Annotated in this window: 23 protein-coding genes and 2 tRNA genes; 15 read left to right on the top strand and 10 right to left on the bottom strand. The window is 70.8% G+C overall.

Annotation, left to right across the window (positions count from 1 at the left end):
- Positions 1–262 precede the first annotated feature (262 nt).
- Positions 263–1,144, bottom strand: coding sequence for an SDR family oxidoreductase (locus ABAZ39_RS22645; protein ID WP_040135130.1), 882 nt, complete (start codon positions 1,142–1,144; stop codon positions 263–265).
- A 52-nt stretch (positions 1,145–1,196) separates the two neighbouring features.
- On the opposite strand from ABAZ39_RS22645, the gene ABAZ39_RS22640 reads away from it, so the two are divergent.
- The 4 genes from ABAZ39_RS22640 to ABAZ39_RS22625 all read left to right on the top strand — a co-directional run bounded on the left by ABAZ39_RS22640 (position 1,197) and on the right by ABAZ39_RS22625 (position 4,629).
- Positions 1,197–2,027 carry a tetratricopeptide repeat protein gene (locus ABAZ39_RS22640; RefSeq protein ID WP_063922686.1) on the top strand — a complete coding sequence of 277 codons (831 nt, stop codon included), beginning with the start codon at positions 1,197–1,199 and terminating at the stop codon, positions 2,025–2,027.
- A gap of 146 nt (positions 2,028–2,173) precedes the next feature.
- The gene (locus tag ABAZ39_RS22635) at positions 2,174–2,473 is read left to right on the top strand and encodes a FeoA family protein (RefSeq protein ID WP_051658377.1); all 300 of its coding nucleotides are present in this window, start codon (positions 2,174–2,176) and stop codon (positions 2,471–2,473) included.
- A 67-nt stretch (positions 2,474–2,540) separates the two neighbouring features.
- On the top strand, positions 2,541–4,430 hold the full coding sequence (feoB, locus tag ABAZ39_RS22630) for a ferrous iron transporter B (protein ID WP_040135129.1): 1,890 nt from the start codon (positions 2,541–2,543) through the stop codon (positions 4,428–4,430).
- Positions 4,431–4,446: 16 nt separating this feature from the next.
- On the top strand, positions 4,447–4,629 hold the full coding sequence (locus ABAZ39_RS22625) for a hypothetical protein (protein WP_040135127.1): 183 nt from the start codon (positions 4,447–4,449) through the stop codon (positions 4,627–4,629).
- Positions 4,630–4,639: 10 nt separating this feature from the next.
- Here ABAZ39_RS22625 and ABAZ39_RS22620 read toward each other — a convergent pair whose 3' ends face one another.
- Complete coding sequence (locus ABAZ39_RS22620; RefSeq protein WP_040135125.1) at positions 4,640–6,277, bottom strand: bifunctional diguanylate cyclase/phosphodiesterase; 1,638 nt, start codon at positions 6,275–6,277, stop codon at positions 4,640–4,642.
- A gap of 483 nt (positions 6,278–6,760) precedes the next feature.
- Between ABAZ39_RS22620 and ABAZ39_RS22615 the strand changes: the two genes are divergently transcribed.
- Positions 6,761–7,585, top strand: a complete 825-nt coding sequence (locus tag ABAZ39_RS22615) for an alpha/beta fold hydrolase (RefSeq protein ID WP_040135908.1) — start codon at positions 6,761–6,763, stop codon at positions 7,583–7,585.
- Between the two features lie 11 nt (positions 7,586–7,596).
- Here ABAZ39_RS22615 and ABAZ39_RS22610 read toward each other — a convergent pair whose 3' ends face one another.
- On the bottom strand, positions 7,597–8,253 hold the full coding sequence (locus ABAZ39_RS22610; RefSeq protein ID WP_081863211.1) for a response regulator transcription factor: 657 nt from the start codon (positions 8,251–8,253) through the stop codon (positions 7,597–7,599).
- The gene (locus ABAZ39_RS22605) at positions 8,250–9,878 is read right to left on the bottom strand and encodes a sensor histidine kinase (RefSeq protein WP_051658376.1); all 1,629 of its coding nucleotides are present in this window, start codon (positions 9,876–9,878) and stop codon (positions 8,250–8,252) included. The genes ABAZ39_RS22610 and ABAZ39_RS22605 overlap by 4 nt, the downstream gene beginning before the upstream one ends.
- A 250-nt stretch (positions 9,879–10,128) precedes the next feature.
- Between ABAZ39_RS22605 and ABAZ39_RS22600 the strand changes: the two genes are divergently transcribed.
- The 7 genes from ABAZ39_RS22600 (at position 10,129) to ABAZ39_RS22570 (ending at position 17,492) form a co-directional block, all read left to right on the top strand.
- Positions 10,129–10,800, top strand: coding sequence for a hydrolase (locus ABAZ39_RS22600; RefSeq protein WP_040135122.1), 672 nt, complete (start codon positions 10,129–10,131; stop codon positions 10,798–10,800).
- A gap of 128 nt (positions 10,801–10,928) precedes the next feature.
- Positions 10,929–11,228, top strand: a complete 300-nt coding sequence (locus ABAZ39_RS22595; RefSeq protein WP_040135121.1) for a XapX domain-containing protein — start codon at positions 10,929–10,931, stop codon at positions 11,226–11,228.
- A complete protein-coding gene (locus ABAZ39_RS22590) occupies positions 11,225–13,198 on the top strand; it encodes an amidohydrolase (protein WP_051658375.1) in 1,974 nt (657 codons plus the stop codon). The genes ABAZ39_RS22595 and ABAZ39_RS22590 overlap by 4 nt, the downstream gene beginning before the upstream one ends.
- A gap of 14 nt (positions 13,199–13,212) precedes the next feature.
- A complete protein-coding gene (locus ABAZ39_RS22585; protein WP_198129216.1) occupies positions 13,213–13,656 on the top strand; it encodes a DoxX family protein in 444 nt (147 codons plus the stop codon).
- Positions 13,653–15,305, top strand: coding sequence for an MFS transporter (locus tag ABAZ39_RS22580; RefSeq protein ID WP_040135118.1), 1,653 nt, complete (start codon positions 13,653–13,655; stop codon positions 15,303–15,305). The genes ABAZ39_RS22585 and ABAZ39_RS22580 overlap by 4 nt, the downstream gene beginning before the upstream one ends.
- On the top strand, positions 15,302–16,690 hold the full coding sequence (locus ABAZ39_RS22575) for an alginate export family protein (RefSeq protein ID WP_040135116.1): 1,389 nt from the start codon (positions 15,302–15,304) through the stop codon (positions 16,688–16,690). Before ABAZ39_RS22580 ends, ABAZ39_RS22575 begins: the two co-directional genes overlap by 4 nt.
- A 196-nt stretch (positions 16,691–16,886) precedes the next feature.
- Positions 16,887–17,492 (top strand): hypothetical protein, encoded by a 606-nt coding sequence (locus ABAZ39_RS22570; RefSeq protein ID WP_051658374.1) that lies wholly within the window; start codon positions 16,887–16,889, stop codon positions 17,490–17,492.
- A 32-nt stretch (positions 17,493–17,524) separates the two neighbouring features.
- Here the strand turns inward: ABAZ39_RS22570 and ABAZ39_RS22565 are convergent.
- Together ABAZ39_RS22565 and ABAZ39_RS22560 are read right to left on the bottom strand one after the other, a co-directional pair.
- Positions 17,525–17,601: transfer RNA gene (locus tag ABAZ39_RS22565), tRNA-Asp, on the bottom strand.
- Between the two features lie 4 nt (positions 17,602–17,605).
- Positions 17,606–17,681 (bottom strand) — tRNA-Asn (locus ABAZ39_RS22560).
- A 213-nt stretch (positions 17,682–17,894) separates the two neighbouring features.
- Between ABAZ39_RS22560 and ABAZ39_RS22555 the strand changes: the two genes are divergently transcribed.
- On the top strand, positions 17,895–18,473 hold the full coding sequence (locus ABAZ39_RS22555) for a hypothetical protein (protein WP_014197749.1): 579 nt from the start codon (positions 17,895–17,897) through the stop codon (positions 18,471–18,473).
- A gap of 22 nt (positions 18,474–18,495) precedes the next feature.
- Here the strand turns inward: ABAZ39_RS22555 and ABAZ39_RS22550 are convergent, their stop codons facing one another.
- Together ABAZ39_RS22550 and ABAZ39_RS22545 are read right to left on the bottom strand one after the other, a co-directional pair.
- Positions 18,496–18,702 (bottom strand): hypothetical protein, encoded by a 207-nt coding sequence (locus ABAZ39_RS22550; protein ID WP_014197748.1) that lies wholly within the window; start codon positions 18,700–18,702, stop codon positions 18,496–18,498.
- A 117-nt stretch (positions 18,703–18,819) separates the two neighbouring features.
- Positions 18,820–19,818: an MBL fold metallo-hydrolase gene (locus ABAZ39_RS22545; RefSeq protein WP_063922685.1), complete on the bottom strand. Its 999-nt coding sequence runs from the start codon at positions 19,816–19,818 to the stop codon at positions 18,820–18,822.
- 246 nt (positions 19,819–20,064) lie between these two features.
- On the opposite strand from ABAZ39_RS22545, the gene ABAZ39_RS36600 reads away from it, so the two are divergent.
- Positions 20,065–20,202, top strand: coding sequence for a hypothetical protein (locus tag ABAZ39_RS36600; RefSeq protein ID WP_198129217.1), 138 nt, complete (start codon positions 20,065–20,067; stop codon positions 20,200–20,202).
- A gap of 63 nt (positions 20,203–20,265) precedes the next feature.
- Here the strand turns inward: ABAZ39_RS36600 and ABAZ39_RS22540 are convergent, their stop codons facing one another.
- On the bottom strand, positions 20,266–20,907 hold the full coding sequence (locus ABAZ39_RS22540; protein WP_040135111.1) for a glutathione S-transferase family protein: 642 nt from the start codon (positions 20,905–20,907) through the stop codon (positions 20,266–20,268).
- A complete protein-coding gene (locus tag ABAZ39_RS22535; RefSeq protein ID WP_040135109.1) occupies positions 20,904–21,842 on the bottom strand; it encodes a LysR substrate-binding domain-containing protein in 939 nt (312 codons plus the stop codon). Before ABAZ39_RS22535 ends, ABAZ39_RS22540 begins: the two co-directional genes overlap by 4 nt.
- 138 nt (positions 21,843–21,980) lie before the next feature.
- Between ABAZ39_RS22535 and ABAZ39_RS22530 the strand changes: the two genes are divergently transcribed.
- Entirely contained in the window at positions 21,981–23,153 is a 1,173-nt protein-coding gene (locus tag ABAZ39_RS22530) for a mandelate racemase/muconate lactonizing enzyme family protein (RefSeq protein ID WP_040135106.1), read from the top strand.
- The last annotated feature ends 44 nt before the right edge of the window (positions 23,154–23,197 follow it).

Below are 23,197 nucleotides of genomic sequence, written 5' to 3'. Positions count from 1 at the left end.
GCTGGTCGTCGTCTCGGCAGGTCGTGTTTTTTGCGATTCGCAGGCGTACCCATGCCGGTCCGGCCGCAATCCAGCGGGCCGGAACGGGGGCGCATGATACCACAACGTCGGTTTTGCCGAACCAAATTCGTTCGGCGCGGTCGGGCGGTCGCCGGAAACGACGATTCCAGCCCATCCGGAGGCCCGTGACGCCCCCGCGGGGTGCTGCCGTAGGGGGATTGCGGCCGGGTCGGGAGGGCGCGCGATTCGCGTCGCCGCGACTCTACCGCCCGCTCTCCGCCGCGAATTGCGCGTCCAGCCCGGCGCGGTAGTCGGGGTAGGTCAGTTCGACGCCGAGCTGGCGCTTGATGCGGTCGTTCTTCACCCGGCGGCAGTCGGCGTAGAAGCTGGCGGCCATCGGCGACAGCCCGGCCTCCTCGAAGGGCACCAGCGGCGGCGGCTCGACCCCCAGCAGGCCGCAGGCGTAGCTCACCACCTCGTGGGAGGGGGAGGGCAGATCGTCGGCGACGTTGTAGACCGCGCCCAGCGTCGGCTTGTCCATCGAGGCGTGCAGCGTCGCCGCGATGTCCTCCACATGGATGCGGCTGAACACCTGTCCGGGCTTGTCCACCCGCCGGGCGGTGCCGTCGCGCACGTTGTCCAGCGCGCTGCGCCCCGGCCCGTAGATGCCGGCCAGCCGGAAGAGATGCATCGGCACGCCGTACTGACGGTAGAGGTTCAGCCAGCCGCGCTCCGCCTCGACGCGGCGCTTCTGCCGCTCGCCGGTCGGGCGCAGCCACGCCGCCTCACCCACCCATTCGCCCTTGGTGTCGCCGTAGACCCCGGTGGTGGAAAGGTAACCGGCCCAGTCGAGCGTCCGCAGGTCCGCCAGATCCATGGCGTGCTGGTCGAGCACCGGGTCGCCCCGCTCGTCGGGAGGCACGCTGACCAGCAGGTGGGTGGTGCCGGCGAGCGCCGAGCGGGCGTCCTCCAGCGGGCGGCCCCGGTCGAACTGGAACGCTTCGATGCCCTGCGCCTCCAGGGCGGCGCGCTTGTCCTCGCCGCGGCAGGTGGCGGCGATCCGCCAGCCCTCGGCCTTCAGCCGGTCGGCGAACACGCGGGCGGTGAAGCCCAGGCCGAAGACGAACAGACGGGGTGAAGCCATGTCTTGCGGGGTCCTTGCGTCGGAAGCGGCAATGACGGAGTGTAAGGCCGCCATGAACCGACGCAACGCTTACCTCATCACGGCCGCGCTGGCGCTCCTTTCCGCCGGCCCGGCCTTCTCCATTCAGGCCTTTGCCGCTCCCGCCGTCGATCACAACCGGGAATTCCAGGCCTGCCTGACGCTCGCCGAAAAGCGCCCGGCCGAAGCGCTGGAGAGCGCGCAGACCTGGCTGAACCGCGGTGGCGGCGACCATGCCCGGCTGTGCCAGGCGCTGGCGCTGTTCCACAAGGGCGACTTCACCACCGCCGGGGCGCGGCTGGAGGAGCTGGCCCCGGTGCTGGGCAAGGACGACCCGAAGGCCGGGGCCTCGATCCTCGGACGGGCCGGCTGGGCGTGGCTGCGCGCCGGTGACAATGTGCGGGCGGAGCGGGCCTACAGCCGCGCCCTGGCGCTCCAGCCGGACGATGTGGACCTGTTGATCGACCGCGCCATCGCGCGGGCCGAGACGGAGCGCTTCTGGGACGCCGTGGCCGACCTGGACGCGGCGCTGAAGAAGGACCCGCGGCGGGCCGAGGCCTATCTCTACCGCGCCGCCGCCCACAAGGCGCTGGCCAACGACCGGCAGGCCGTCGCCGACATCGACCGCGCGCTGGAACTGCGCCCCGGCGATCCCGACGCCCTGCTGCTGCGCGCCACCATCAAGGCGCAGACCGGGAATCTGCCGGGCGCGCGGGAGGACTGGAGCCAGATCGTCCGCAACACGCCGAACAGCGCGGCGGCGAAGACGGCGCAGGCCAACCTCGACCGCTCCGCCAAAGCGCCGGCGCCCGCACCGGCGGCCAAGGGCGACGCGAAGAGCGGTGCAGCCCCCGCAAAGCCCTAGTCGCAGTAGGGCCGATACGCTCATTTTACAAGGCTCCTGCGACATTTAGACGGCTGGACGAGTGCGAACGCTTCGCAGGATCATTCACGGCGAAGAGGGGCGGACAGGAACGCGCCCCCCACCTCCCGGTGCGATCAGGTGCAGCCATGAGCGGTCATCCCACCCCCGAAACGGGCCAGTCCCCCGGCGGACGGCATTTGGGCGAGTTGAAGAAGGGCGAGCGCGCCCGCGTGACCGGTGTCGATGAGCGGGGGGTCGTCACCACCCTTCCCGAAGGGGAGCTGGAGCGGCGCATGATCGAGATGGGGCTGGTCGAAGGCTCCCACGTCGAGGTCCTGCACGAAGCCTTCCCGGGCCGCGACCCCATCGCCATCCGCGTGAACGAGCACACGCTGGCGCTCCGCCGCGCCGAGGCGCGGGCCGTGCTGGTGGCGCCCGCCGCCTGACGCGCGCCATCGGACCCGCGGCGCCGCCACCCTCCTTCAAAGCGACCTCCTGCAAGGACATCCGGCCATGTCGGTCCTGGACTCCGCCCTGCCGCCGCGCATCGCGCTGGTCGGCAACCCGAACTGCGGCAAGACCGCTCTGTTCAACGCGCTCACCGGTTCCCGCCAGAAGGTGGCGAACTACCCCGGCGTCACCGTGGAACGGAAGATCGGGCATTTCGTCAGCCCGCTCGGCCGCCGCGTTCAGGTGATCGACCTGCCGGGCACCTACAGCCTGCGCGCCCGCTCCCCCGACGAGGAGGTGACCCGCGACGTCGTGCTGGGCCGCTTCTCGCACGAGGACAGCCCCGACCTGCTGGTCTGCGTCGCCGACGCCACCAACCTGCGCCTGAACCTGCGGCTGGTGGTGGAGCTGAAGCGGCTGGGTCGCCCGATCATCCTGGCGCTGAACATGATGGACGCGGCGGAGAAGCGCGGCTGCCGCATCGACGCGGCGGCCCTGTCCGCCGCCCTCGGCGTGCCGGTGGTGCCGACCGTCGCCATCCGCCGCGGCGGCGTCCAGCCGCTGCTGGAGCAGATCGATGGCGCCATGGCCATGGCGGCCGATGCGGCGGAGAACCCGGCACCCTGCGGCTGGAGCGAGCCTTCCTCGCGCGACCTGCGGGCCTACCACCAGGAGGTCGAGGGGTTGCTGGCCGGCTGCGTGGCCGACGCCGGCCTGCCGCCGCTGGCGACTCGGCGGGTGGACGCCGTGCTGCTGCACCCGGTGTTCGGGCTGGCCTTCCTGTTCCTCGTTCTGTTCCTGATGTTCCAAGCGGTGTTCGCCTGGGCCGAGGCGCCGATGAACCTGATCGACGGCGCGGTCAGCGGGCTCAAGGACTGGGTGGCCGCCACCCTGCCGGACGGCGCGCTGCGCAGCCTGCTGACCGACGGGATCATCGCCGGGGTGGGCAGCGTGGTCATCTTCCTGCCGCAGATCCTCGTGCTGTTCTTCTTCATCCTGGTGCTGGAGGCGACCGGCTATCTCGCCCGCGCCGCCTTCCTGCTGGACCGGCTGATGGGCGGGGTGGGGCTGCACGGGCGAGCCTTCATCCCGCTGCTGTCCAGCTTCGCCTGCGCGGTTCCCGGCGTCATGGCGGCGCGCACCATCGAGAACCGGGCCGACCGGCTGGCGACCATCATGATCGCCCCGCTGATGACCTGCTCGGCCCGGCTGCCGGTCTACACGCTGCTGATCGCGGCCTTCGTGCCGGACCGTCCGCTGCTGGGCGGTCTGGTCGGGCTGCCGGGGCTGGTGATGTTCGCGCTCTACGCCGCGGGCATCCTGGCGGCGCTGGCCGTCGCCTTCGTGCTGAAGAGCACGGTGTTCAAGGGCGCGCGCGAGCCGCTGCTGATGGAGCTGCCGGCCTACCGCCTGCCCAACCCGCGCGACATCGCGCTGGGCCTGTTCGAGCGGGCCAAGGTCTTCCTGGCGCGTGCGGGCACGACGATCTTCGCGCTGATGATCGTCATGTGGTTCCTGGCGAGCTTCCCCGGCGCGCCGGAGGGGGCGACCGAGCCGGCCATCCAGTATTCCATCGCCGGCATGATCGGCCACGCGCTGGAACCGCTGCTGGCGCCCATCGGCTTCACCTGGCAGATCGCCGTGGCGCTGGTGCCGGGCATCGCGGCGCGCGAGGTGGCGGTCGGCGTGCTGGGCACGATCTACGCGCTGAGCGAGAGCGGCGACGCGCTGCAATCCTCGCTGGCCGGGGCGCTGGCCGCCTCCTGGAGCCTGCCGACCGCCCTGTCGCTGCTCGCCTGGTACGTCTTCGCCCCGCAATGCGTCGCCACCCTGTCGGTGGTGAAGCGGGAGACCAACGGCTGGTTCTGGCCGGCGGTGATGTTCGCCTACATGATCACGCTGGCCTACGGGGCGAGCTTCATCACCTACCGCGTCGCGTCTGCGCTGCTGTAAAGAGGGGGGCACGGCCATGTGGCAGGATCTGTTGGTCGCGGTGGTGGTGGCGCTGGCCGCGGCGTGGACGGTGTGGCGGTTGATCCTGCCGGCCGGGCTGCGCGCGCGCCTCCTGGGCAAGGCCGCGCCGAAGGGCGCTGGTTGCGGCGGCGGGTGCAAGGGCTGCGGCCCGGTCGGCGGCGGTTCAGGCTGCCACTGAGCGGGCGTTCCTACAGGGCCGGGACGCGGGCGGCGCCCCGCTTGACCGCGTACATCGCCTGATCGGCGTGGACGATGAGCTGCTGGGCGTCCCGCCCGTCCTGCGGGTAGACGGCGACGCCGATCGACAGGGCGAGCGGCAGCCGCAGCCCGTCGATCAGGATGGGCTCCGCCAGCGCCGTCCGGCACTTGTCGGCGACGGTTTCCGCCCCGGCGGGGGTCACCTCCACTTCCAGGATGATGGCGAACTCGTCGCCGCCGATGCGGGCGATCAGGTCGGCCTTGCGCAGCAGGCCGGACAGGCGGCGCGCCACCACCCGCAGCACCTCGTCGCCCCGGCTGTGGCCGTGGGTGTCGTTGATCGGCTTGAAGCCATCAAGGTCGATGTAGAGCAGGGCGAACAGGGTGCCGCCGCGCTCCGCCCGGTCGATGGCCTGTTGCAGCCGGTCGTGGAACATGGTGCGGTTCGGCAGTCCGGTCAGCGCGTCGTGGTGGGCCATGTGGGCCATCCGCGCCTCGCTCGCCCGCAGGGCGGCCTCCTGCTCCCGCAGCTTGCCCAGCAGATAGTTGAAGCCCTGCGCCAGTTCCCCGACCTCGTCCATGCGGTGGACCGGCAGGGGCGCCAGTTCCATATGCCCGTCGGCCATCTGGTGCATCCGCTTGGCCGCCTCGGTCAGCGGGCGGAAGAAGCGGCGCATGCCGATGAACAGCACGGTCGCGGCGAAGGCGGCGATCATCAGGCTGTTGGTGGCGATGAAGGTCTGGAGATCGCGCACCCCCTCGAAGGCCTCCGCCGTGGGCAGCCGGGCGACCAGGAACCAGCCCGCCGTCGGGACCGCGGCGATGGCCGACAATTCCTCCACCCCCGCCGCGTTGACGGTGACGCCGGTGCCGCGGTAACCGGCCATGGCCCGGTCGTGCAGCGGGTTCACCCCCTCCGGCGGGGTCGCGGTCAGGATCATCCCGTGATCGCTGGCCGACACGAACAGCCTGTCACGGGGGGACACCAGGAGGAAGCCGCCGCTGCGACCGATGCGGTTCCCCTGGACCAAATTGAGGAAGCCCGGCGACGACAGGGCGGTGGCGCCGCTCAGGACCGCGACTGGGCGTCCGGCGGCGTCGGTGACCGCTGTTGCCATGACCACCATCGGCTCGTCGTCGAGGGAGGAGCGGGCGGGCCGCCCGATCACCGGTTCGCGGGAGTTCAGCGCCGCCTGGAACCAATCGCGGTTTGAGACGTCGAAATCCGGCGACCGCTGCCGTTCCGGATAATCGGCGACGACCTCGTGGCCGTCGGGCCGGACGACCATCAGCCCGCGCGAGAACAAAGGCGCGATGTCCTGATGCCGTTTCAGCCAGTCGCGCAGGGCCGTGGGGTCGTCGAGGGCTGCCAATGGCAAGCTTCCGGCGGCGCGGCGCAGGAGATCGAGCCGCGCCTTGATCTTCTCGTCGATGTCGTGGGCGACGTAGGACGCCGTCGATTGCTGCTGGGACGAGGTAAGGTTGTTGATCTTGTCCTCCAAGAAGGATGACAGGACCCAGATGCGCGCGCAGGCGCCGACGAAGACCAGAACTAGTCCAAACAGCATAAGACGGACGATGATGCTGCGACTCTGCCGGCGCAGTTCATCGGCCACGGCGACGAGCATCCGCAAGCTCTACTCCTCCAAGAAACCGTGAGCTTATTTCCCAGATGGATAGGCTTTGTGCCCACCGTCAACCGACGATAAACGATGCTGCGCCTCTTCGGAAGACGCAAAGGACATCAAATCCTCATGAATGGCACCAGAACTGATTGAAAAAACGAAACATTTCCACTGTCGGGCGAAAAATGCCCGCGAGGGCTCGCGTTTCTTCCGGGCTTGCGAAACGGTCCATGCTGATGTCGGCATTTCCAAAGAAACCTTCCCGTGTGGTGAGAACGGGGCCGCGGGCAGCCGCGGTTCGGACCCGGCGCGCGGGCAGCCCGCCGACGCATCCGCTCCACCGATACCTCCGTATAGTATCCAGGCCGGCCCACCTCCGGCAAAGTTGTGAGGAAGACATCGATCCGCGCCATCCATGGAGCGGCCTTCATCCGCTTGGCCGATCCCGTCGCGGAACCTTTCGCGCGCCCGAAAAAGGAGGGAGAGTTGAGCACGATTTCCACCAAGGACGGCACCCGCATCTTCTACAAGGATTGGGGCAGCGGACAGCCGGTGGTCTTCTCGCACGGATGGCCGCTCAGCGCCGACGCCTGGGACGGGCAGATGCTGTTCTTCGGCCAACAGGGCTACCGGGTCATCGCTCACGACCGGCGCAGCCATGGCCGCTCCGACCAGACCTGGACCGGCAACCACATGGACCAGTACGCCGACGATCTGGCCGAGCTGCTCGACGCGCTGGACGTGCGCGACGCGGTGATGATCGGCCATTCCACCGGCGGCGGCGAGGTCGCCCGCTACATCGGGCGCCACGGCACCGGACGGGTCGCCAAGGCCGTGCTGGTCGGGGCGGTGCCGCCGATCATGCTGAAGACCGCGGCCAACCCCGGCGGCTTGCCGATGGAGGTCTTCGACGGCATCCGCAAGGGCACCTACGACGACCGGTCGCAGTTCTTCCTGGACCTGACCATGCCCTTCTACGGCTTCAACCGGGACGGGGCGAAGGTGTCGGAGGGGCTGCGGCAATCCTTCTGGCTGCAGGGCATGATGGCCGGGATCAAGGGCGCCTACGACTGCATCCAGCAGTTCTCGGAAACCGACTTCACTGAGGATCTGAGGAAGATGGCGCTCCCGACGCTGCTCATCCACGGTGACGACGACCAGATCGTGCCCATCGACGCGGCGGCCCGCCGCGCCGTGGAGATCGCGCCGCAGGCGACGCTCAAGGTCTATGAGGGGGCGCCGCACGGCCTGACGGCCACCCACCAGGACCGCTTCAACGCCGACGTGCTCGCCTTCATCAAGGGGACGTAAGCCGGGACCGGTCAGGCGTCGCCGGCGAGGGTCACCTTGTCGGCGATGCGGACCAGATCGGGCAGGGACCGCGCCTGCATCTTGCGCATCACGTTGGCGCGGTGGACCTTCACGGTGATCTCGCTGAGCTGCAGCTCGGCGGCGATCTGCTTGTTGAGCTGCCCGGCGGCGACGAGCCGCATCACCTCCCGCTCGCGCGGGGTCAGGCTGCGGAATCGTTCGCGAAGGTCGCACAGCGCGTCCAGGGTGCGGCGGCGGTCGCGGTCGCGCTCGATGCCGGTGTGGACGGCGTCGATCAGATCCTGGTCGCGGAAGGGCTTGGCCAGGAACTCGACGGCGCCGGCCTTCATCGCCGTCACCGACATGGGAATGTCGCCGTGGCCGGTGATGAAGACGACCGGCAGATGGATGTCCGTCCCGCTCAGCTCGCGCTGGAACTCCAGACCGCTCTGGCCGGGCAGGCGGACGTCGAGCACGAGGCAGCCCGGCGCGTCGGGCAGGCGCTGCTGCAGGAACTCCTGCGCCGAGGCGAAGGGCAGGGCGGTCAGCCCGACCGAGCGCAGCAGGCTGACCAGCGACTCCCGGATGGACGGATCGTCGTCGATGATGGCGACGAAGGGCGATTCCGTGGCCATGGCGGCCCGGTCGGACATGGACCGGTCGCTCATGATGTCCGCTCCAGCGCCGCTCCGGCCTCCGGCCGCTCCGGCTCGTCGTCGGCGGGCAGGGTGAAGCGGAAGACGGCGCCGTGGGGCTGGTTGGCGGCCACCCACAACCGGCCGCCATGGGCCTCCACGATCGACTGGCAGATGGTCAGCCCCATGCCGATCCCATGCTCCTTGGTGGTGAAGAAAGGTTCGAACAGTCGCTCCTCCTGGGCCGGTTGCAGACCGGTGCCGGTGTCCTCCACCGACACGATGACGTCCGTGAGCCCGCGGCGGCGCGAGCGGATGCTCAGCACGCGCGGGCGGTCGGTGACCGCGGCCATGGCGTCGTCGGCGTTGGCGATCAGGTTCAGCAGCACCTGTTCGAGCTGCACGGCGCTTCCGTTGACCGCCGGCAGGCGCTGCTGAAGGTCGGTGCGCACGGCGATGCGGTTCAGGCGACGCTCGCCCTCCGTGCGGTCGAGCGCGCTGTGGATCACGCCGTTGATATCCATCCGGCTGCGCCGGGGCGGCGCCTTGCGGAAGGAATCGCGGATGCAGGCGATCACCCGCGCGGCGCGGTGCCCGTCGTCGGAAATCCGCTTCAGCGCCGCCCGCACCTCCATCAGGTTGGGCGATGGGCGGTCCAGCCAGCGCAGACCGGCGCCCGCGTTGGTGACCATGCTCGCCAGCGGCTGGTTGACCTCGTGCGCGATGGAGGCGGAGAGCGCTTCCAGGCTGGCCAGACGCGCGTCGCGCACCCGCCGCTCCGCCGCCACCGAGCGGACCAGCCGCCCGTAGAGCGTCGTCATCTCGGCCAGCAGGACCAGCAGGACGATGCTGGAGGCGGCGAGCCCGAACACCCGCCCCGACCACCAGCCGGCGCTGAAGCGTCCGGCGCTGATGAAGCTCAGCAGGCAGGTCTCGATGGCCCAGGCGCTCAGCACGACCATCAGCCACAGGTCCAGGACGGAGCGCCGCTGCCGCCACAGGACGGCCAGTGCGGCGGCGCAGAGCGCCAGCGCGGTCACCGGCACGACCCGCCACAGCGGCGTTTCCCGCATGGTGTCGATCATCAGCCGCGGCAGAAGGGCGTCGTCGGCCAGCGCGAAGGCGGTGAGGCCCCCGGCCAGGGTCGCCGCCAGCGCCATGCCGCCGGCGATGGCGGGCAGCGCCGGGCGGTGCGCGTCGCGTGGGCCGGCCTCCATCGCCTTGAGCAGCGCGTAGGCGAGGATGAACAGCGGCAGGGCGAGGCGGCGTCCGGCGGCGACGATGGCCGTGCTCTGCAGGCTGGCGCCGAGCAGCCCGGTCGGCGCGAACACCCCGGGAAAGGTCAGCGCCCAGGGAACGATCAGCAGCGCCGTGGTCAGGTAGCCCGCGGCCAGCGCCAGCAGGGCCGGCGTGCGCTGCGTGGCGTAGAGAGCGAACAGCAGCACGGCGGTCATCAGCTCGGTCAGAAGGACCGCGGTGGCGTAGGCGGGCAGCAGGACCGACGTCCCGTCCAGCGTCAGGCGCGCGAAGGGGGCGGCCACCGCCAGGGCGACCAGAAGCCCGGCCACCGTGCCGATGGCCAGCCGCGTCTGCCCCGCCCGCGGAGGCAGGGTCGCCAGAAGAAACCGCTGGTCCCCGGGGTCATCGCTCGTGCGCATCACCCTCGCTCGCCCGCCCGTCGGGTCACGTCCGCCCTCAACCCCAGTCCTTTACCCCGTCCCTTTACCCTGACCGGTACCGGCGGCGAGCGGCGCCTTGGCCTGATATACCAAGGTATAGGGCCGGCAAACGCAAGTTCAATGTCGCCGTCCTCCGTCCCTGACCGATGCTTCGACACACCGCCGGGCCATAGACATCGTCAGAGGCAACGCCATTGGCACCGGCGCCAAAAACAACGGGGATAGAGACATGACCATCACCGCCACCGCGACTCCCGGCAAACTGCTCGTATCGCCGAAGGACCACGCGCTGATCATGATCGATCATCAGTCGCAGATGGCCTTCGCGACCCATTCGATCGACGCCACGACGCTGCGCACCAACACCGCGCTGGTCGCCCACGCCGCCGCCGGCTTCGGCGTCTCGACCATCCTCACCACGGTCGCGGAAAAGAGCTTCTCCGGCCCGATCTTCTCCGAGATCACCGAGGCCTTCCCGGGGGCGGAGGTCAGCGACCGCACCTCCATGAACACCTGGGAGGACGCGAACGTCATCAAGCGGGTGAACGGCCTGGGCAAGACCCGGCTGGTCTTCTGCGGCCTGTGGACTTCGGTCTGCATCGTCGGCCCGACCCTGTCGGCGCTGGACCAGGGCTTCGAGGTCTACGTCATCGCCGACGCCTGCGGCGACGTCTCGGTCGAGGCGCACCAGCGCGCCATGGACCGCATGGTCCAGGCCGGTGTCCGCCCGATGACCTCGCTCCAGTACATGCTGGAACTGCAGCGCGACTGGGCGCGCACCGAGACCTACGAGATGACCACCGGCATCGCCAAGAAGTACGGCGGCGCCTATGGTCTGGGCATCATCTACGCCAAGACGATGTTCGGCGCGTCGGAAGGCGGCCACAGCGCCGCCGCCTGACCTGCTGCGCTTGGTTCGGGGCGCTTGCTTCGCGGCGCCCGATGCCCCGCGCCGCGACGGACCGGTCCCGACCCTCCCCGGGGCCGGTCCGCCTCTTCCCGCCCATCCGGACGAAGAACAGGCACGCCATGATGCCTTACCTGCTTTCCCTCGGCGCCGGCATCCTGGTCGGCGTCCTCTACGCGTTGCTCGGTGTCCGCTCCCCGGCGCCGCCCACCATCGCCCTGATCGGTCTGCTCGGCATGCTGGTCGGCGAGCAGGCGGTGCCGGTGGTCAAGCGGCTGATCGCCGGGCAGCCGGTGCTGGCCTTCATCCAGAACGATTGCGCCCGCCACATCCTGGGGCCGCAGGCCGGCAGCGCCGCTGCTCCCGATGCCGCGACCCCGCCGGCCCCGTCCGCGGACGCACCCCCGCGGGGCCGGGCATGACCGGGACCGGTCGCCCGGGGATTGGTCGCCCCGGAATCGGTCGCCGCGGCGCCATCGCCGGAAGCGCCGCCACTCTGCTCGCCTCGCCCCTGCTCACCCGCCTTGGGAATGCCGCCATGCCGTCTTCCGACCTTCTGATCGTCAACGCCCGCATCACGACTCTCGACCGCGCCAACCCGCAGGGCGACGCCGTGGCGATCCGCGACGGGCGCTTCCTCGCCGTGGGGCGGGAGGCCGAGGTGCGCGCCGCAGCATCTCCCGACGCCACGGTGATCGACGCCAAGGGACGCCGCCTGATCCCCGGCCTGATCGACAGCCACATCCACGTCATCCGCGGCGGCCTGAACTACAACATGGAGCTGCGCTGGGACGGCGTGCCGACCCTCGCCGACGCCATGGCAATGCTGCGCGCCCAGGTGGCCCGCACGCCGGCCCCGCAGTGGGTGCGCGTCGTCGGCGGCTTCACCGAGCACCAGTTCGCCGAGAAGCGCCTGCCGACGCTGGAGGAGCTGAACGCCGCCGCTCCCGACACTCCGGTCTTCATCCTGCACCTGTACGACCGTGCGCTGCTGAACGCCGCGGCGCTGCGGGCGGTGGGCTACGGCAAGGACACGCCCAACCCGCCGGGCGGCGAGATCCAGCGCGACGCCGCGGGCAACCCGACCGGCCTGCTGCTGGCCCTGCCCAACGCGATGATCCTCTACTCCACCCTCGCCAAGGGGCCGAAGCTGCCGGAGGAGTATCAGGTCAACTCCACCCGCCATTTCATGCGGGAGCTGAACGGGCTGGGCGTCACCAGCGTCATCGACGCCGGCGGCGGCTTCCAGAACTACCCCGACGACTACGCGATCATCGAGAAGCTGCACGCCGACGGCGAGATGACGCTGCGCATCGCCTACAACCTGTTCACCCAGAAGCCGAAGGAGGAGTTGCAGGACTTCGCCACCTGGTCGGACAAGGTCAAGCCGGGCGACGGCGACGACCGCTACCGCCTGAACGGGGCGGGGGAGATGCTGGTCTATTCGGCCGCCGATTTCGAGGACTTCCGCGTCGCCCGGCCCGAGATGCCGCCCAACATGGAGACGGATCTGGAGCCGGTGGTCCGCCTGCTCGCCGAGCGGCGCTGGCCCTGGCGGCTGCACGCCACCTACGACGAGACCATCGGCCGGGCGCTCGACGTCTTCGAGAAGGTCAACCGCGACATCCCGCTGCAGGGGCTGAACTGGTTCTTCGACCACGCCGAGACGATCAGCGACCGCAACATCGACCGCATCGCGGCGCTCGGCGGCGGCATCGCCGTGCAGCACCGCATGGCCTATCAGGGTGAGTATTTCGTGGAGCGCTACGGCGCCAAGGCCGCCGAGGCCACGCCGCCCATCGCGAAGATGATGGCCGCCGGGGTGCCGGTGGGCGCCGGGACGGACGCCACCCGCGTGGCGAGCTACAACCCCTGGGTCTCGCTGTCCTGGCTGGTCACCGGCAAGACGGTGGGCGGGCTGTCGCTCTACCCGATGGCCAACCGGCTGGACCGCGAGACGGCGCTGCGCCTGTGGACGGAGGCCAACACCTGGTTCTCCAACGAGCAGGGCAAGAAGGGCCGGATCGAGGCCGGGCAACTCGCCGACGCGGCGCTGCTCAGCGACGACTACATGGCGGTGCCGGAGGATCGCATCCCCCACATCCGCTCCGTCCTGACCCTGCTGGGCGGCGCCGTGGTGCATGGCGAGGGCGACTACGACACGCTCGCCCCGCCGCTGCCCAAGCCGATGCCCGACTGGTCGCCGGTCGCCACGGTCGGCGGCTATTACCGCGACCCCAAGACGGTGCAGCGGCAGGCGGCGGAGTGCGGTTGTCGCTCCGGCTGCGCCGTGCACGGCCACGACCACGCGGCGGCGCTGGGCGCCGACGTGCCTTCGTCCGACGCGCGCAGCTTCTGGGGCGTGTTCGGCTGCGGCTGCTGGGCGGTCTGAGGGGGAGCGGGACGATGGCCGACACCCTCTCCACGCGCAAGGACGCTGCTGCTGCGCCGGTCGCCGCCCTGCTCGACTGGCCGGGGACCGCCTGGTTCGCCCGCCTCGCGCTGGCGGCGCCTTTCCTGGTCAGCGGGCTCGTCAAGCTGACCGATTTCAACGGCGCCGTGGCGGAGGCGGCGGGGCTGGGGCTCGGCCTGCCGGTCCTCGTCGCGGTGGCGGTGATCGTCACCCAGCTCGGCGGGTCGGCGCTGTTTCTGACACGGCGCTGGTGCTGGCTCGGCGCCGGGATTCTCGCCGGCTTCACGGTGGTCGCCACGCTGCTCGCCCACGCCTTCTGGACCTATGAGGGGCTGGACCGCGCGCGGCAGACCGCCACCTTCCTGGAGCATCTCGCCATCGTCGGCGGCTTCGCGGCGGCGGCGGTGCTGACCCATCGCCGGGGAGGACGCGCATGACCGCCGAGGCCGTCCCGAACCCCGGCACCAAGCCGCCCGGGCACAAGCCGGCCGCCTCCAAGCCGGCCGGGGCCTTCGCGCCGCTGAGCAACCGGCTGTTCGCCGTGCTGTGGGTGGCGGCGGTGCTGGGCAACGTCGGCACCTTCATGCGCGACGTGGCGAGCGCGTGGCTGGTGCTCGACCTGTCGGGATCGCCGTCCACCGTCGCGCTGATCCAGGCGGCGGGCTCGCTGCCCATCTTCCTGCTGGCGATCCCGGCGGGGGTGCTGTCGGACATCATGGACCGGCGGCGGATGCTGATCGTCATCCAGTGCCTGCTCGCCTGCGTCAGCGCCGCGCTGATGGTCCAGGCGGCGCTGGGCGTCGCCAGCGTGGCCTCCATCGCCGGACTGACCTTCCTGGGCGGTGTCGGGGCGGCGCTGATGGCGCCGGTCTGGCAGTCCATCGTGCCGGAGCTGGTGCCGCGCGGCGAGCTGAAGGGCGCCGTCGCGCTGAACAGCCTGGGCATCAACATCGCCCGCGCCATCGGCCCGGCGGCGGGCGGCGCAATCCTGGCTGCCGCCGGGGCCGCCGCCACCTACGCGGTGGACGTCTCCTCCTACATCATCGTCATCGCCGCCCTGCTGTGGTGGCGGCGCACCCCCGACACCCGCGACGATCTGTCGGAGCAGTTCGGCGGCGCGCTGCGCGCCGGGCTGCGCTACGCCCGCGCCAGCAAGGAGCTGCACCGCGTCTTCCTGCGCGCCGGCCTGTTCTTCGCCTGCGCCAGCGCCCTGTGGGCCCTGCTGCCCATCGTCGCCGGGCCGATGCTGGGCGGTGGGCCGGGCTTCTACGGCCTTCTGCTCGGCGCCGTGGGAGCGGGGGCCATTGGCGGAGCGACCGTCCTGCCGCGCCTGCGCGAGCGTCTGGGAGCGGACGGCCTGATGCTGGCGGCGGCGCTGGTCACCGCCGTGGTCATGGGCATCCTGGCCCTGGCCCCGCCGCGCTGGCTGGCGCTGCCGGTCCTGCTGGGCGCCGGTGCGGCCTGGATCGCCGTCCTGACGACGCTGAGCGCCACGACCCAGGCCATCCTGCCCAACTGGGTGCGCGGGCGCGGTCTGGCGCTGTACCTGACCGTGTTCAACGGCGCCCTGACGGCGGGCAGCCTCGGCTGGGGCGCTCTGGCCGACGGCATCGGCGTGCCGGCCACCCTGTGGGTCAGCGCCGCCGGGCTGCTGGCCGTGGCGGTGCTGTCCCGCGCGGTGCCGCTGCCGGAGGGTGAGGCCGACCTCACCCCGTCCAATCACTGGCCGGAGCCGCTGACCGCCGAGCCGGTGCGCAACGACCGCGGCCCGGTGCTGATCACCATCGAGTACCGGGTGGCCGCAGCCGACCAGCACGCCTTCCACGCGGCACTCCGCCGCCTGTCGGAGGCGCGGCGGCGGGACGGCGCCTACGCCTGGGGCGTCAGCCAGGATTCCGGCGATCCGGAACGGGTGCTGGAGTGGTTCTTCGTGGAATCCTGGGCGGAGCACCAGCGCCAGCACCGCCGGGTGTCGCACGCCGACGCGGATGTGCAGAAGGAGGCGCTGGCCTTCCACCGCGGCGATGGGCCGCCGCGGGTGTCGCATTTCCTGGCGCTGGAGCACCATGCGGGGCCGGCCTCGTGAGGCGGTGGCGCGGGGCGCTGGTCGCGGCTCTGCTGCTCCAGTCCGCCCCGGTCCTCGCGGAGACGCCGCCGCCCCTGACCAACAGCCGCTACGACGAGGACTACCGCTACCTCCTCGACCCCGCGGCGGGCGGCGGCGCCTTCTGGGAGCGGTTCAAGGCGATCCCGCTCACCCCCGGCGGCACGGTCTCCCTGTCCACCGGGCTGGAGGCGCGGCTGCGCGGCGAGGCCGTGCGCAACAGCGGCTGGGGGCAGGATGAGCCGAGGAACGACGCCTACGGCCTGTGGCGCCTGCTGCCCTACGCCGATCTGCGCGCCGGCTCGGCCCTGCGCGTCTTCGGCCAACTGATCATGGCCGGCTCGGCGGGCAAGCTCGGGCCGGAGGGCGCGCCGGACGTCGATCGCACCGACCTGCTGCAGGGCTTCGCCGACCTCTCCGTCCCGCTGGGGGACGCGCAGGGCACGCTGCGGGCGGGGCGCCAGATGCTCGCCTACGGGTCGGAACGGTTGATCAGCCTGCGCTACGGCGCCAACGTCCCGCGGGCCTTCGACGCGGTGACGGGCATCGTGCAATCCGGCCCCTGGCGGGTGGACGGCTTCCTCGGCCGCCCGGTCCGCGCGGCCCCCGACCTGTTCGACGACCGGCGCGACGGCGGGCGCTCCGCCTGGGGGCTGTACGCCACGCATGGCGCGGGGTCGGGCTGGGGTACGGGGCTGGACGCCTACTACATCGGCTACGGTAACAGGGCGGCGTCCTTCGAGGGCGGGCAGGGGCGGGAGGAGCGGCACACGCTGGGCACCCGCCTGTTCGGAAAGGCCGACGGCTGGGACTGGAACTGGGAGGCCATGCTCCAGACGGGCCAGATCGATGGGGAGACGATTGCTGCATGGTCGGTCGCCAGCGACACCGGCCACCGTTGGGACGGCGTCCCGCTGCGCCCGCGGCTCGGGCTGAAGGCCAACATCGCCAGCGGCGACCGCGATCCCGGCGACGGGCGGCTGGGCACCTTCAACCCCCTCTTCCCCCGCGCGAAGTATTTCGGGGAGTTGACTCCGGTCGGGCCGCTGAACCTGATGAACCTGCATCCTTCCGTGGATGTGGCGCTGTCGGACGAGTTCAGCCTGTCCGCCTCGGCCATCGCCTATTGGCGGATGAGCCTGGAGGACGGCGTCTACGACCTGTCCGGGAACCTGCTCCGCTCCGGCGCCGGGTCGCGGTCGCGCTACATCGGCACGCAGGGGGAGCTTGTGCTGTCCTACGCCGCCGGGCGCACGGTCGAGGGGCTGCTGTCCTACTCGCTGTTCCAGCCCGGCTCCTTCCTTCAGGACACCGGCCCCGCGAAGACGATCCACTTCGTCGGGATGGAGGCGGTGTTCAAATTCTGACCCCTCCGGGCGACGGCTCCCATCCATCGGACAGGTCGAAGGGGCGAAGTTACGGTAAGTTGCACCCGCAAACAGGGTCGGCCAGGGTCGGAATATGGAACATCCGCGCGACCGTGCCGTTCCTGCGCCCGAACCGGACCAAAGCGAACCGGACATACGCCCGGAAGCCGGTCCCAGAAGAGGTGGAGGCGATCCCATGAAGCACCAAACCCGTGCCGTCCTGGCGGTGTTCCTGAGCGGCGCGGTCCTGGCGGGCTGCGCGCCGGCGTCCGAAACCGCGCCGCCGTCCGCCGCCATGGCCCCGGCGAGCGCCGAGCCGACGCCGCGGCTGTCCATGGTCGAGAACGTCCGCTCCACCGCCAAGGTCCGCGGCATCGACAAGGCGGCGCGGACGGTGATCCTGCAATTCCCGGATGGGCGGGAAGAGGCGGTGACCGCCGGAAGCGAAGTGCGGAACTTCAACCGCATCAAGGTCGGCGACACCGTGCAGATCGAGTACGCCCGCCTGACCAACATCGTCACCCAGCCGCCGGGCGGCGGGCCGGGCGCCGTTCAGCGGAGCAGCACGGACCGCGCCGCGGTCGGCGAGATGCCGCGCGCGTCGGCGATCACCACCACCCAGGTGACGGAGGTCGTCGAGGCCATTGACCTCAACCGTCGCATGGTCACGCTGCGCGGGCCGCAGGGGCGCACGCGCACGGTTCCGGTGCCGCCGGAGGTGCAAGGGCTGGAAACGGTGAAGCCGGGCGACGAGGTGGTGATCAGCCGGACAGAGGCCGCCACGGTCACCGTGATGCGCTGAGGGGAGAGGAGAAAGCCACCGACGAGGGAAGGTGGCGCGAGTGACGGGACTTGAACCCGCGGCCTCCGGCGTGACAGGCCGGCGCTCTAACCAACTGAGCTACACCCGCAATATGGCTCCGGATGCTGGACTCGAACCAGCGACACGCGGATTAACAGTCCGCTGCTCTACCGACTGAGCTAATCCGGAACGGAGGCCGGCTTATAAGCCCCTTTCCGGGGGCTGGCAAGGGGAAAACGACCCGTCGCCGGGATTTTCCGCGCCACGCCCGCGGCGGCGATGCAGGGCCGTGACAATGGGGCGGAAATGTGGCGAAGGCCTCGCGCGCCGGTTGACAGCGGGCGCGGCTTTCGCTTCCTTCCGGCCCCGGTTCCCGTTATCTGCCGCTGGTCCCCGTTCCCCATGTCCAAGGTCGTTCCCTTCGCCCAGGCGCGCGAAGCCCTCCTCGCCCGCCTCACCGAACAGCTTCCCCCCTCCACCGAGTGGGCCGGGCGGCTGATGCTGATGCCGGACGGCAACCGGGTGGAGCCGATGCCCGCGACGGACGCGGTGGAGGTGCTGCGCGCCTTCCGCGCCGGGCTGGGCGAGGCCATTGGCGCCGCCCCCTGCTCGGTCGGCGGCATGTGGGTGTCGCGGGAGGACTGCCTGGACTGGGACGGGCTGCTGGCCCCGCTGGCGGTGGCTGCCGGCTATGTGGTGGCCGGGGCGACCGGCGGCGCCGGGCTGTCGGTGGAGTTGTTCCGCTGCAAGAGCGCGCTGGTCGGCTGGGGCGTGCGCGGCCTGCGCGGCGAACCGGCGGTGGCCCGCTCCGCCGGCTACGCCGTGGTGATGGTCAGCCGCCGCCCGGACGACCAGGAGATCGTCCTGGACCGGGTGATGGACACCTTCGGCTTCGTGATGCGCAGCCAGGGCGAGCCGGTGGTGGACACGGGCGACCTGAACGCCCGGCTGGCCCGCAGGGCCTGCCCGCTGCGGCGATGATCGGGCAATAACCGGGGGACGGTCAGCGGTTCGGCGCGTTGGCCTGCACGATGCGGGCGACGGTCTGCAGACGCTGCACGTCGCGCACTTCCAAAACGATGCCCAGGTTCAGCGCGGCGAGCGTGTCGGCCAGGGATCGCATGCTGTCCCGCACCCGCTCGAGCGCGTCGGGGCCGTGGTCCGATTCGTTGCCGAGGGAACTGACGAAGGCACTGATTTCCAACTGCATTTACGCCCGGCTCCGCCTGTGTGGTGGGTGCTGTCCCTCAAGGCGTTACCCCGATCCGCGCGGTCCCGTCCATGACGCTTGCGCCATAGGCCGCTGGGCGAATCCTCCCCTTCGCCATTAGGCCGAAGGGCGACGGAAGCGCATGGGTTCGCCGAAGCCGGGGATGGCGAAATGGCCGGGATCGACCGCCTGCTCCGCCAGCGCGTGGTGCAGCGCCCGGATGGGGGCGTCGATGCCCTCGGCGGTCAGCTGGAAGGTGCCGAAATGCATGGCGACGCTGTGCCGCGCCCCCAGGTCGCGGTGCGCCCGCACGGCGTCGGCCGGATTCATGTGCTGGGCGGCCATGAACCAGCGCGGCTCGTAGGCGCCGATCGGCAGCAGGGCGACGTCGATGGCGCCGAACCGCCGCCCGATCTCCCGGAAATGCGGGCAATAGCCGCTGTCGCCCGCGAAATAGACGGCGGCCTCCGGCGTCTCGACCACGAAGCCGCCCCACAACGTCCGGCGCCGGTCGAAGGGGGTGCGGGCCGACCAGTGTTGCGCCGGGACGAAGGTGATCCGGGTGCCGTGCGGGCCGGGCAGGCTGTCCCACCAATCCAGCTCATGCACCGCGTCGAAGCCGGCCCGGCGCATCATCGGGCCGTTACCGAGCCCCGTCATCACCTGCGGCACGCCGCGCCGCCGCGCCAGATGGCGCAGCGTCGGGGCGTCGAGATGGTCGTAGTGGTTGTGGCTGAGCAGCACCGCGTCGATGGCCGGCAAATCCTCCATGCGCACCGCAGGCGGGCGCACCCGCTTCGGCCCCAGCCGCCCGAAGGGGCCGGCATGGTCGGAATAGACGGGGTCGGTCAGGAAGGCCGCCCCGCCGATCTGGATCAGGAAGGTCGCCTGCCCGATGAAGGTCACCGCCACCTCGCCGCGCGCCGGGGTGACGGCGCGGAAAGGGCGGGGCGGCTGCGGGTCCGGCGGCGTCCAGCGCGGGCCGCGCGCCTTGTAGAGCCGCCACAGCTCGCGCGGGCTCTTGTCCGTGTCGGCGTGGGGGTTGAAGAAACGGCGCCCGTCCCAGTGGTCGGACGGGACGGCGGGAAAGCGGGGCTGGCTGTCGTCGCGCGGCATGACACCAGAAGTGGGGTGGTGGTGTGGCCTTGGCTAGGCCGCCGCCTGCCGCGATGCGGCAAGAATTTCGTGTCCGCGCAGCAAACAGTTTCCGGGGCGGAATGTCAGACGATTAAAGCATTGAAAGCGTTGCGTTTTTTGGGGTCTGCCCTGCAAGAAGCGCGCGTGTGGTATTGGGTATACCAGGGCATATTGGTCTCAACGAACAACGCCCCCGATAACGCCTCCCAACGATTGGAGACCATCATGAACAGCTCGACCTACAGCCACATCGGCAACGACCGCGCCCAGTCCTCCACCCTCCAGGCCGTCCGCGAGTTCCTCGCCGCCTGGCTGCGCGCGACCCCGGCCTACATCGTGTATCGCGCCCTCAACGAGCGCTGATTGTGGAACGGGGGGCGGCCCAGCGGTCGCCCCCCGTGTTGTATGAACTCGGTGCTTCCCGGTTCAGGATGCCGGCGTGAAGTTCCGGCTCCAGACCGGTTTCAGGTTCGGCAGGGCCAGTACCCGCTCCGCCACGCCCGAGAGCTTCGGGCAGTGTTCCGCGAACCAGGCGCGGCGGGGCCGCCAGTGCACCATCGCCCCGACGTAGATGTCGAGCGCGCTGAAGCGCTCCCCCAGCACCCATGGGCCGTCGCCCAACTGAGATTCCAGCCAGAGCCACAGCGTCTTGCGCTGCTCCACCATCGCCGCGCCGAGCGTCTCCGAGGCCTCCGTCACCCAGCGTTCCGGATAGTCGCCGTAGGTGAAGGTCGGGTAGACGTTCGCCACCAGCCAGACCAGCAGCTGCAGGAAGGTGGCGCGCTCCGGCGAGTCCGGCGGCGGGGCCAGTCCGGCGTCCGGGTGCCGTTCGGCCAGCAGCAGCGCGATGGCCGCGCTTTCCGTCATCACCGTCCCATCCGGCAGGACCAGGGTGGGGACCTGCCCCAACGGGTTCAGCGTCAGCAGCCTCTGTCGCGCCTCGCCCTGCGCGTCAAAGCCCGCGACGTCCTCGAAAACGAAAGGGACGCCGCACTGGACCAGCATGGCTTCCGTCAGGACGGACCCCCAGCCGGGGGCCCCATAGAGCCTGTAGTCCGCTCCGCTCATTCCCGATCCCTCCCGTCTTGGGGTGCCTGTTCCGCCGCCAAAGCCCAGAAGGCTTCCGCCGCCGGGCTCTGGCGCGCGCGGGGGCGGTAGAGCCGCACCTCCACCGGGATTTCCCAACCCGCCCCGCCGGCCCGCACCAACCGTCCCTGCGCCAGATCCTCGCCGATCAGGCTGTCCGGCAGCCACACCACGCCACGCCCGTCGCGGGCCAGCGTGCGCAGCACCGCGGCGAGGTGCGAGGTGAAGACGGTATCGAGCGCCAGAGGCGCCGGAAAGCCTCCGCGCGCCGCCGTGACGATGCGCCCCATGCCGGATTCCGGGCTGTAGGCGAGATGGGGCAGAGCGCTTCCGTCGCCGGACACCCCCCCGCCAGACAGGGGGTGCCGCGGCGCACCGGACCCGTCCGGCGCGCAGACCGGCACCAAGCGGTCGCTTCCCACCGCGGTGGAGCGGAAGGCCCCGGCCTCCAGCCGGGAGGGGGCCGCCGCATGGGCGTGGCACAGCAGGAACTGCGCCTGCCCCTGCGTCATCACCTGCTCGCAGGCCTGCATGCTGTCGGACAGCAGGTGGATGGCGCCCAGCCGCGCCTGTTCCTCCAGCCGGCTCAGCCAGGTTGGGAAGAAGGTCAGCGACAGCGCGTGGGTCGCCGCGAAGCGCAGCGCCGTGGCCGCCGCGCCGCCGGCCAGCCGGGCCTCCTCCCGCCCTTGCAGGAGGCGGCGCACCGTCTCGTCGGCGAAGGGGCGGAAGCGGCGCCCGGCCTCGGTCAGCCCGACCGGCTGGGTGCTGCGGTCGAACAGGGGCGTGCCGGTCCAGTCCTCCAGCGCGCGGATGCGGCGGCTGAAGGCCGGCTGGGTCAGGTTGCGCCCCTCAGCCGCGCGCGAGAAGTTGCCGCACTCCGCCAGGGCGAGGAAATCCTCAAGCCAGTTCAGTTCCATCGCTGTTCCGCCAGACAATATTCCGTTAGCCCATGCCGGATGCGCATCACGCGATTTGAAACTGGCATTGGCCCGGCGGTCCCGTCCATCCCTATCCTGCCACCCGGGGCATCGGAAAAGCCAAAGGGAAGCAGCGCCATGCGCATCGTGGAGATCCGGGAAAAGACCGTCGGCATCAAGTCCGACATCGCCAACGCCTACATCGACTTCAGCCAGATGACCTGTTCCACCGTGGCGGTCATCACCGACGTGGTGCGCGATGGCAAGCCGGTGATCGGCTACGGCTTCAACTCCAACGGCCGCTACGGCGCCGGCGGCCTGATGCGGGAGCGCTTCATCCCCCGCCTGACGTCCGCCGCCCCCGACAGCCTGATCGACGAGGCGAACGGCAACCTCGACCCGTTCAGGATCTGGGCGCGGCTGATGACCAACGAGAAGCCGGGCGGCCACGGCGAACGCTCGGTCGCGGTGGGCACCATCGACATGGCGGTGTGGGACGCCGTGGCGAAGATCGCCGGAAAGCCGCTCTACCGCCTGCTCGCCGACCGCTACCGCGGCGGCGTGGCCGACGAGTCGGTGTGGGTCTACGCCGCGGGCGGCTACTACTACCCCGGCAAGGGGGTGGAGGCGCTCCAGGACGAGATGCGCAGCTACCGCGACCGCGGTTACAAGGTCGTGAAGATGAAGATCGGCGCCACCTCGCTGGAGGACGACCTGCGTCGCATCGAGGCGGTGCTGGAGGTGGTCGGCGACGGCCGGAACCTCTGCGTCGACGCCAACGGCCGCTTCGACCTGAAGACCGCCATCGCCTACGCCGAGGCGCTGAAGCCCTACAACCTCTTCTGGTACGAGGAGGCCGGCGACCCGCTCGACTACGCGCTCCAGGCCGAGCTGGCGAACCACTATGACCGCCCCATGGCGACCGGCGAGAACCTGTTCAGCCACCAGGATGCCCGCAACCTGATCCGCCACGGCGGCATGCGCCCGGACCGCGACTGGCTGCAATTCGACTGTGCGCTCAGCTACGGCCTCGTCGAGTACATGCGCACGCTGGACATGCTGGCGGAGAACGGCTGGTCGAGCCGCCGCGTCGTGCCGCACGGCGGCCACCAGATGTCGCTGAACATCGCCGCCGGCCTGCATCTGGGCGGCAACGAGTCCTACCCGGACGTGTTCAAGCCCTTCTGCGGCTTTGCCGACAGCATCGCGGTCGAGGACGGGCGCGTCCGCCTGCCGGAGCTTCCCGGCATCGGCTTCGAGGACAAGGCGGAGCTGTTCCGCACCATGCGGGAGGCGCTTGAGACGGCGTGATCGGACCTGCCACACCCTCTCCCGCCCCGGGAGAGGGAAGGGGC

The organism is Azospirillum argentinense (assembly GCF_000632475.1).
Lineage (GTDB): Bacteria > Pseudomonadota > Alphaproteobacteria > Azospirillales > Azospirillaceae > Azospirillum > Azospirillum baldaniorum.
The sequence above is the reverse complement of the archived record's forward strand: the minus strand, read 5'-3'. Positions and strand labels throughout refer to the sequence as shown.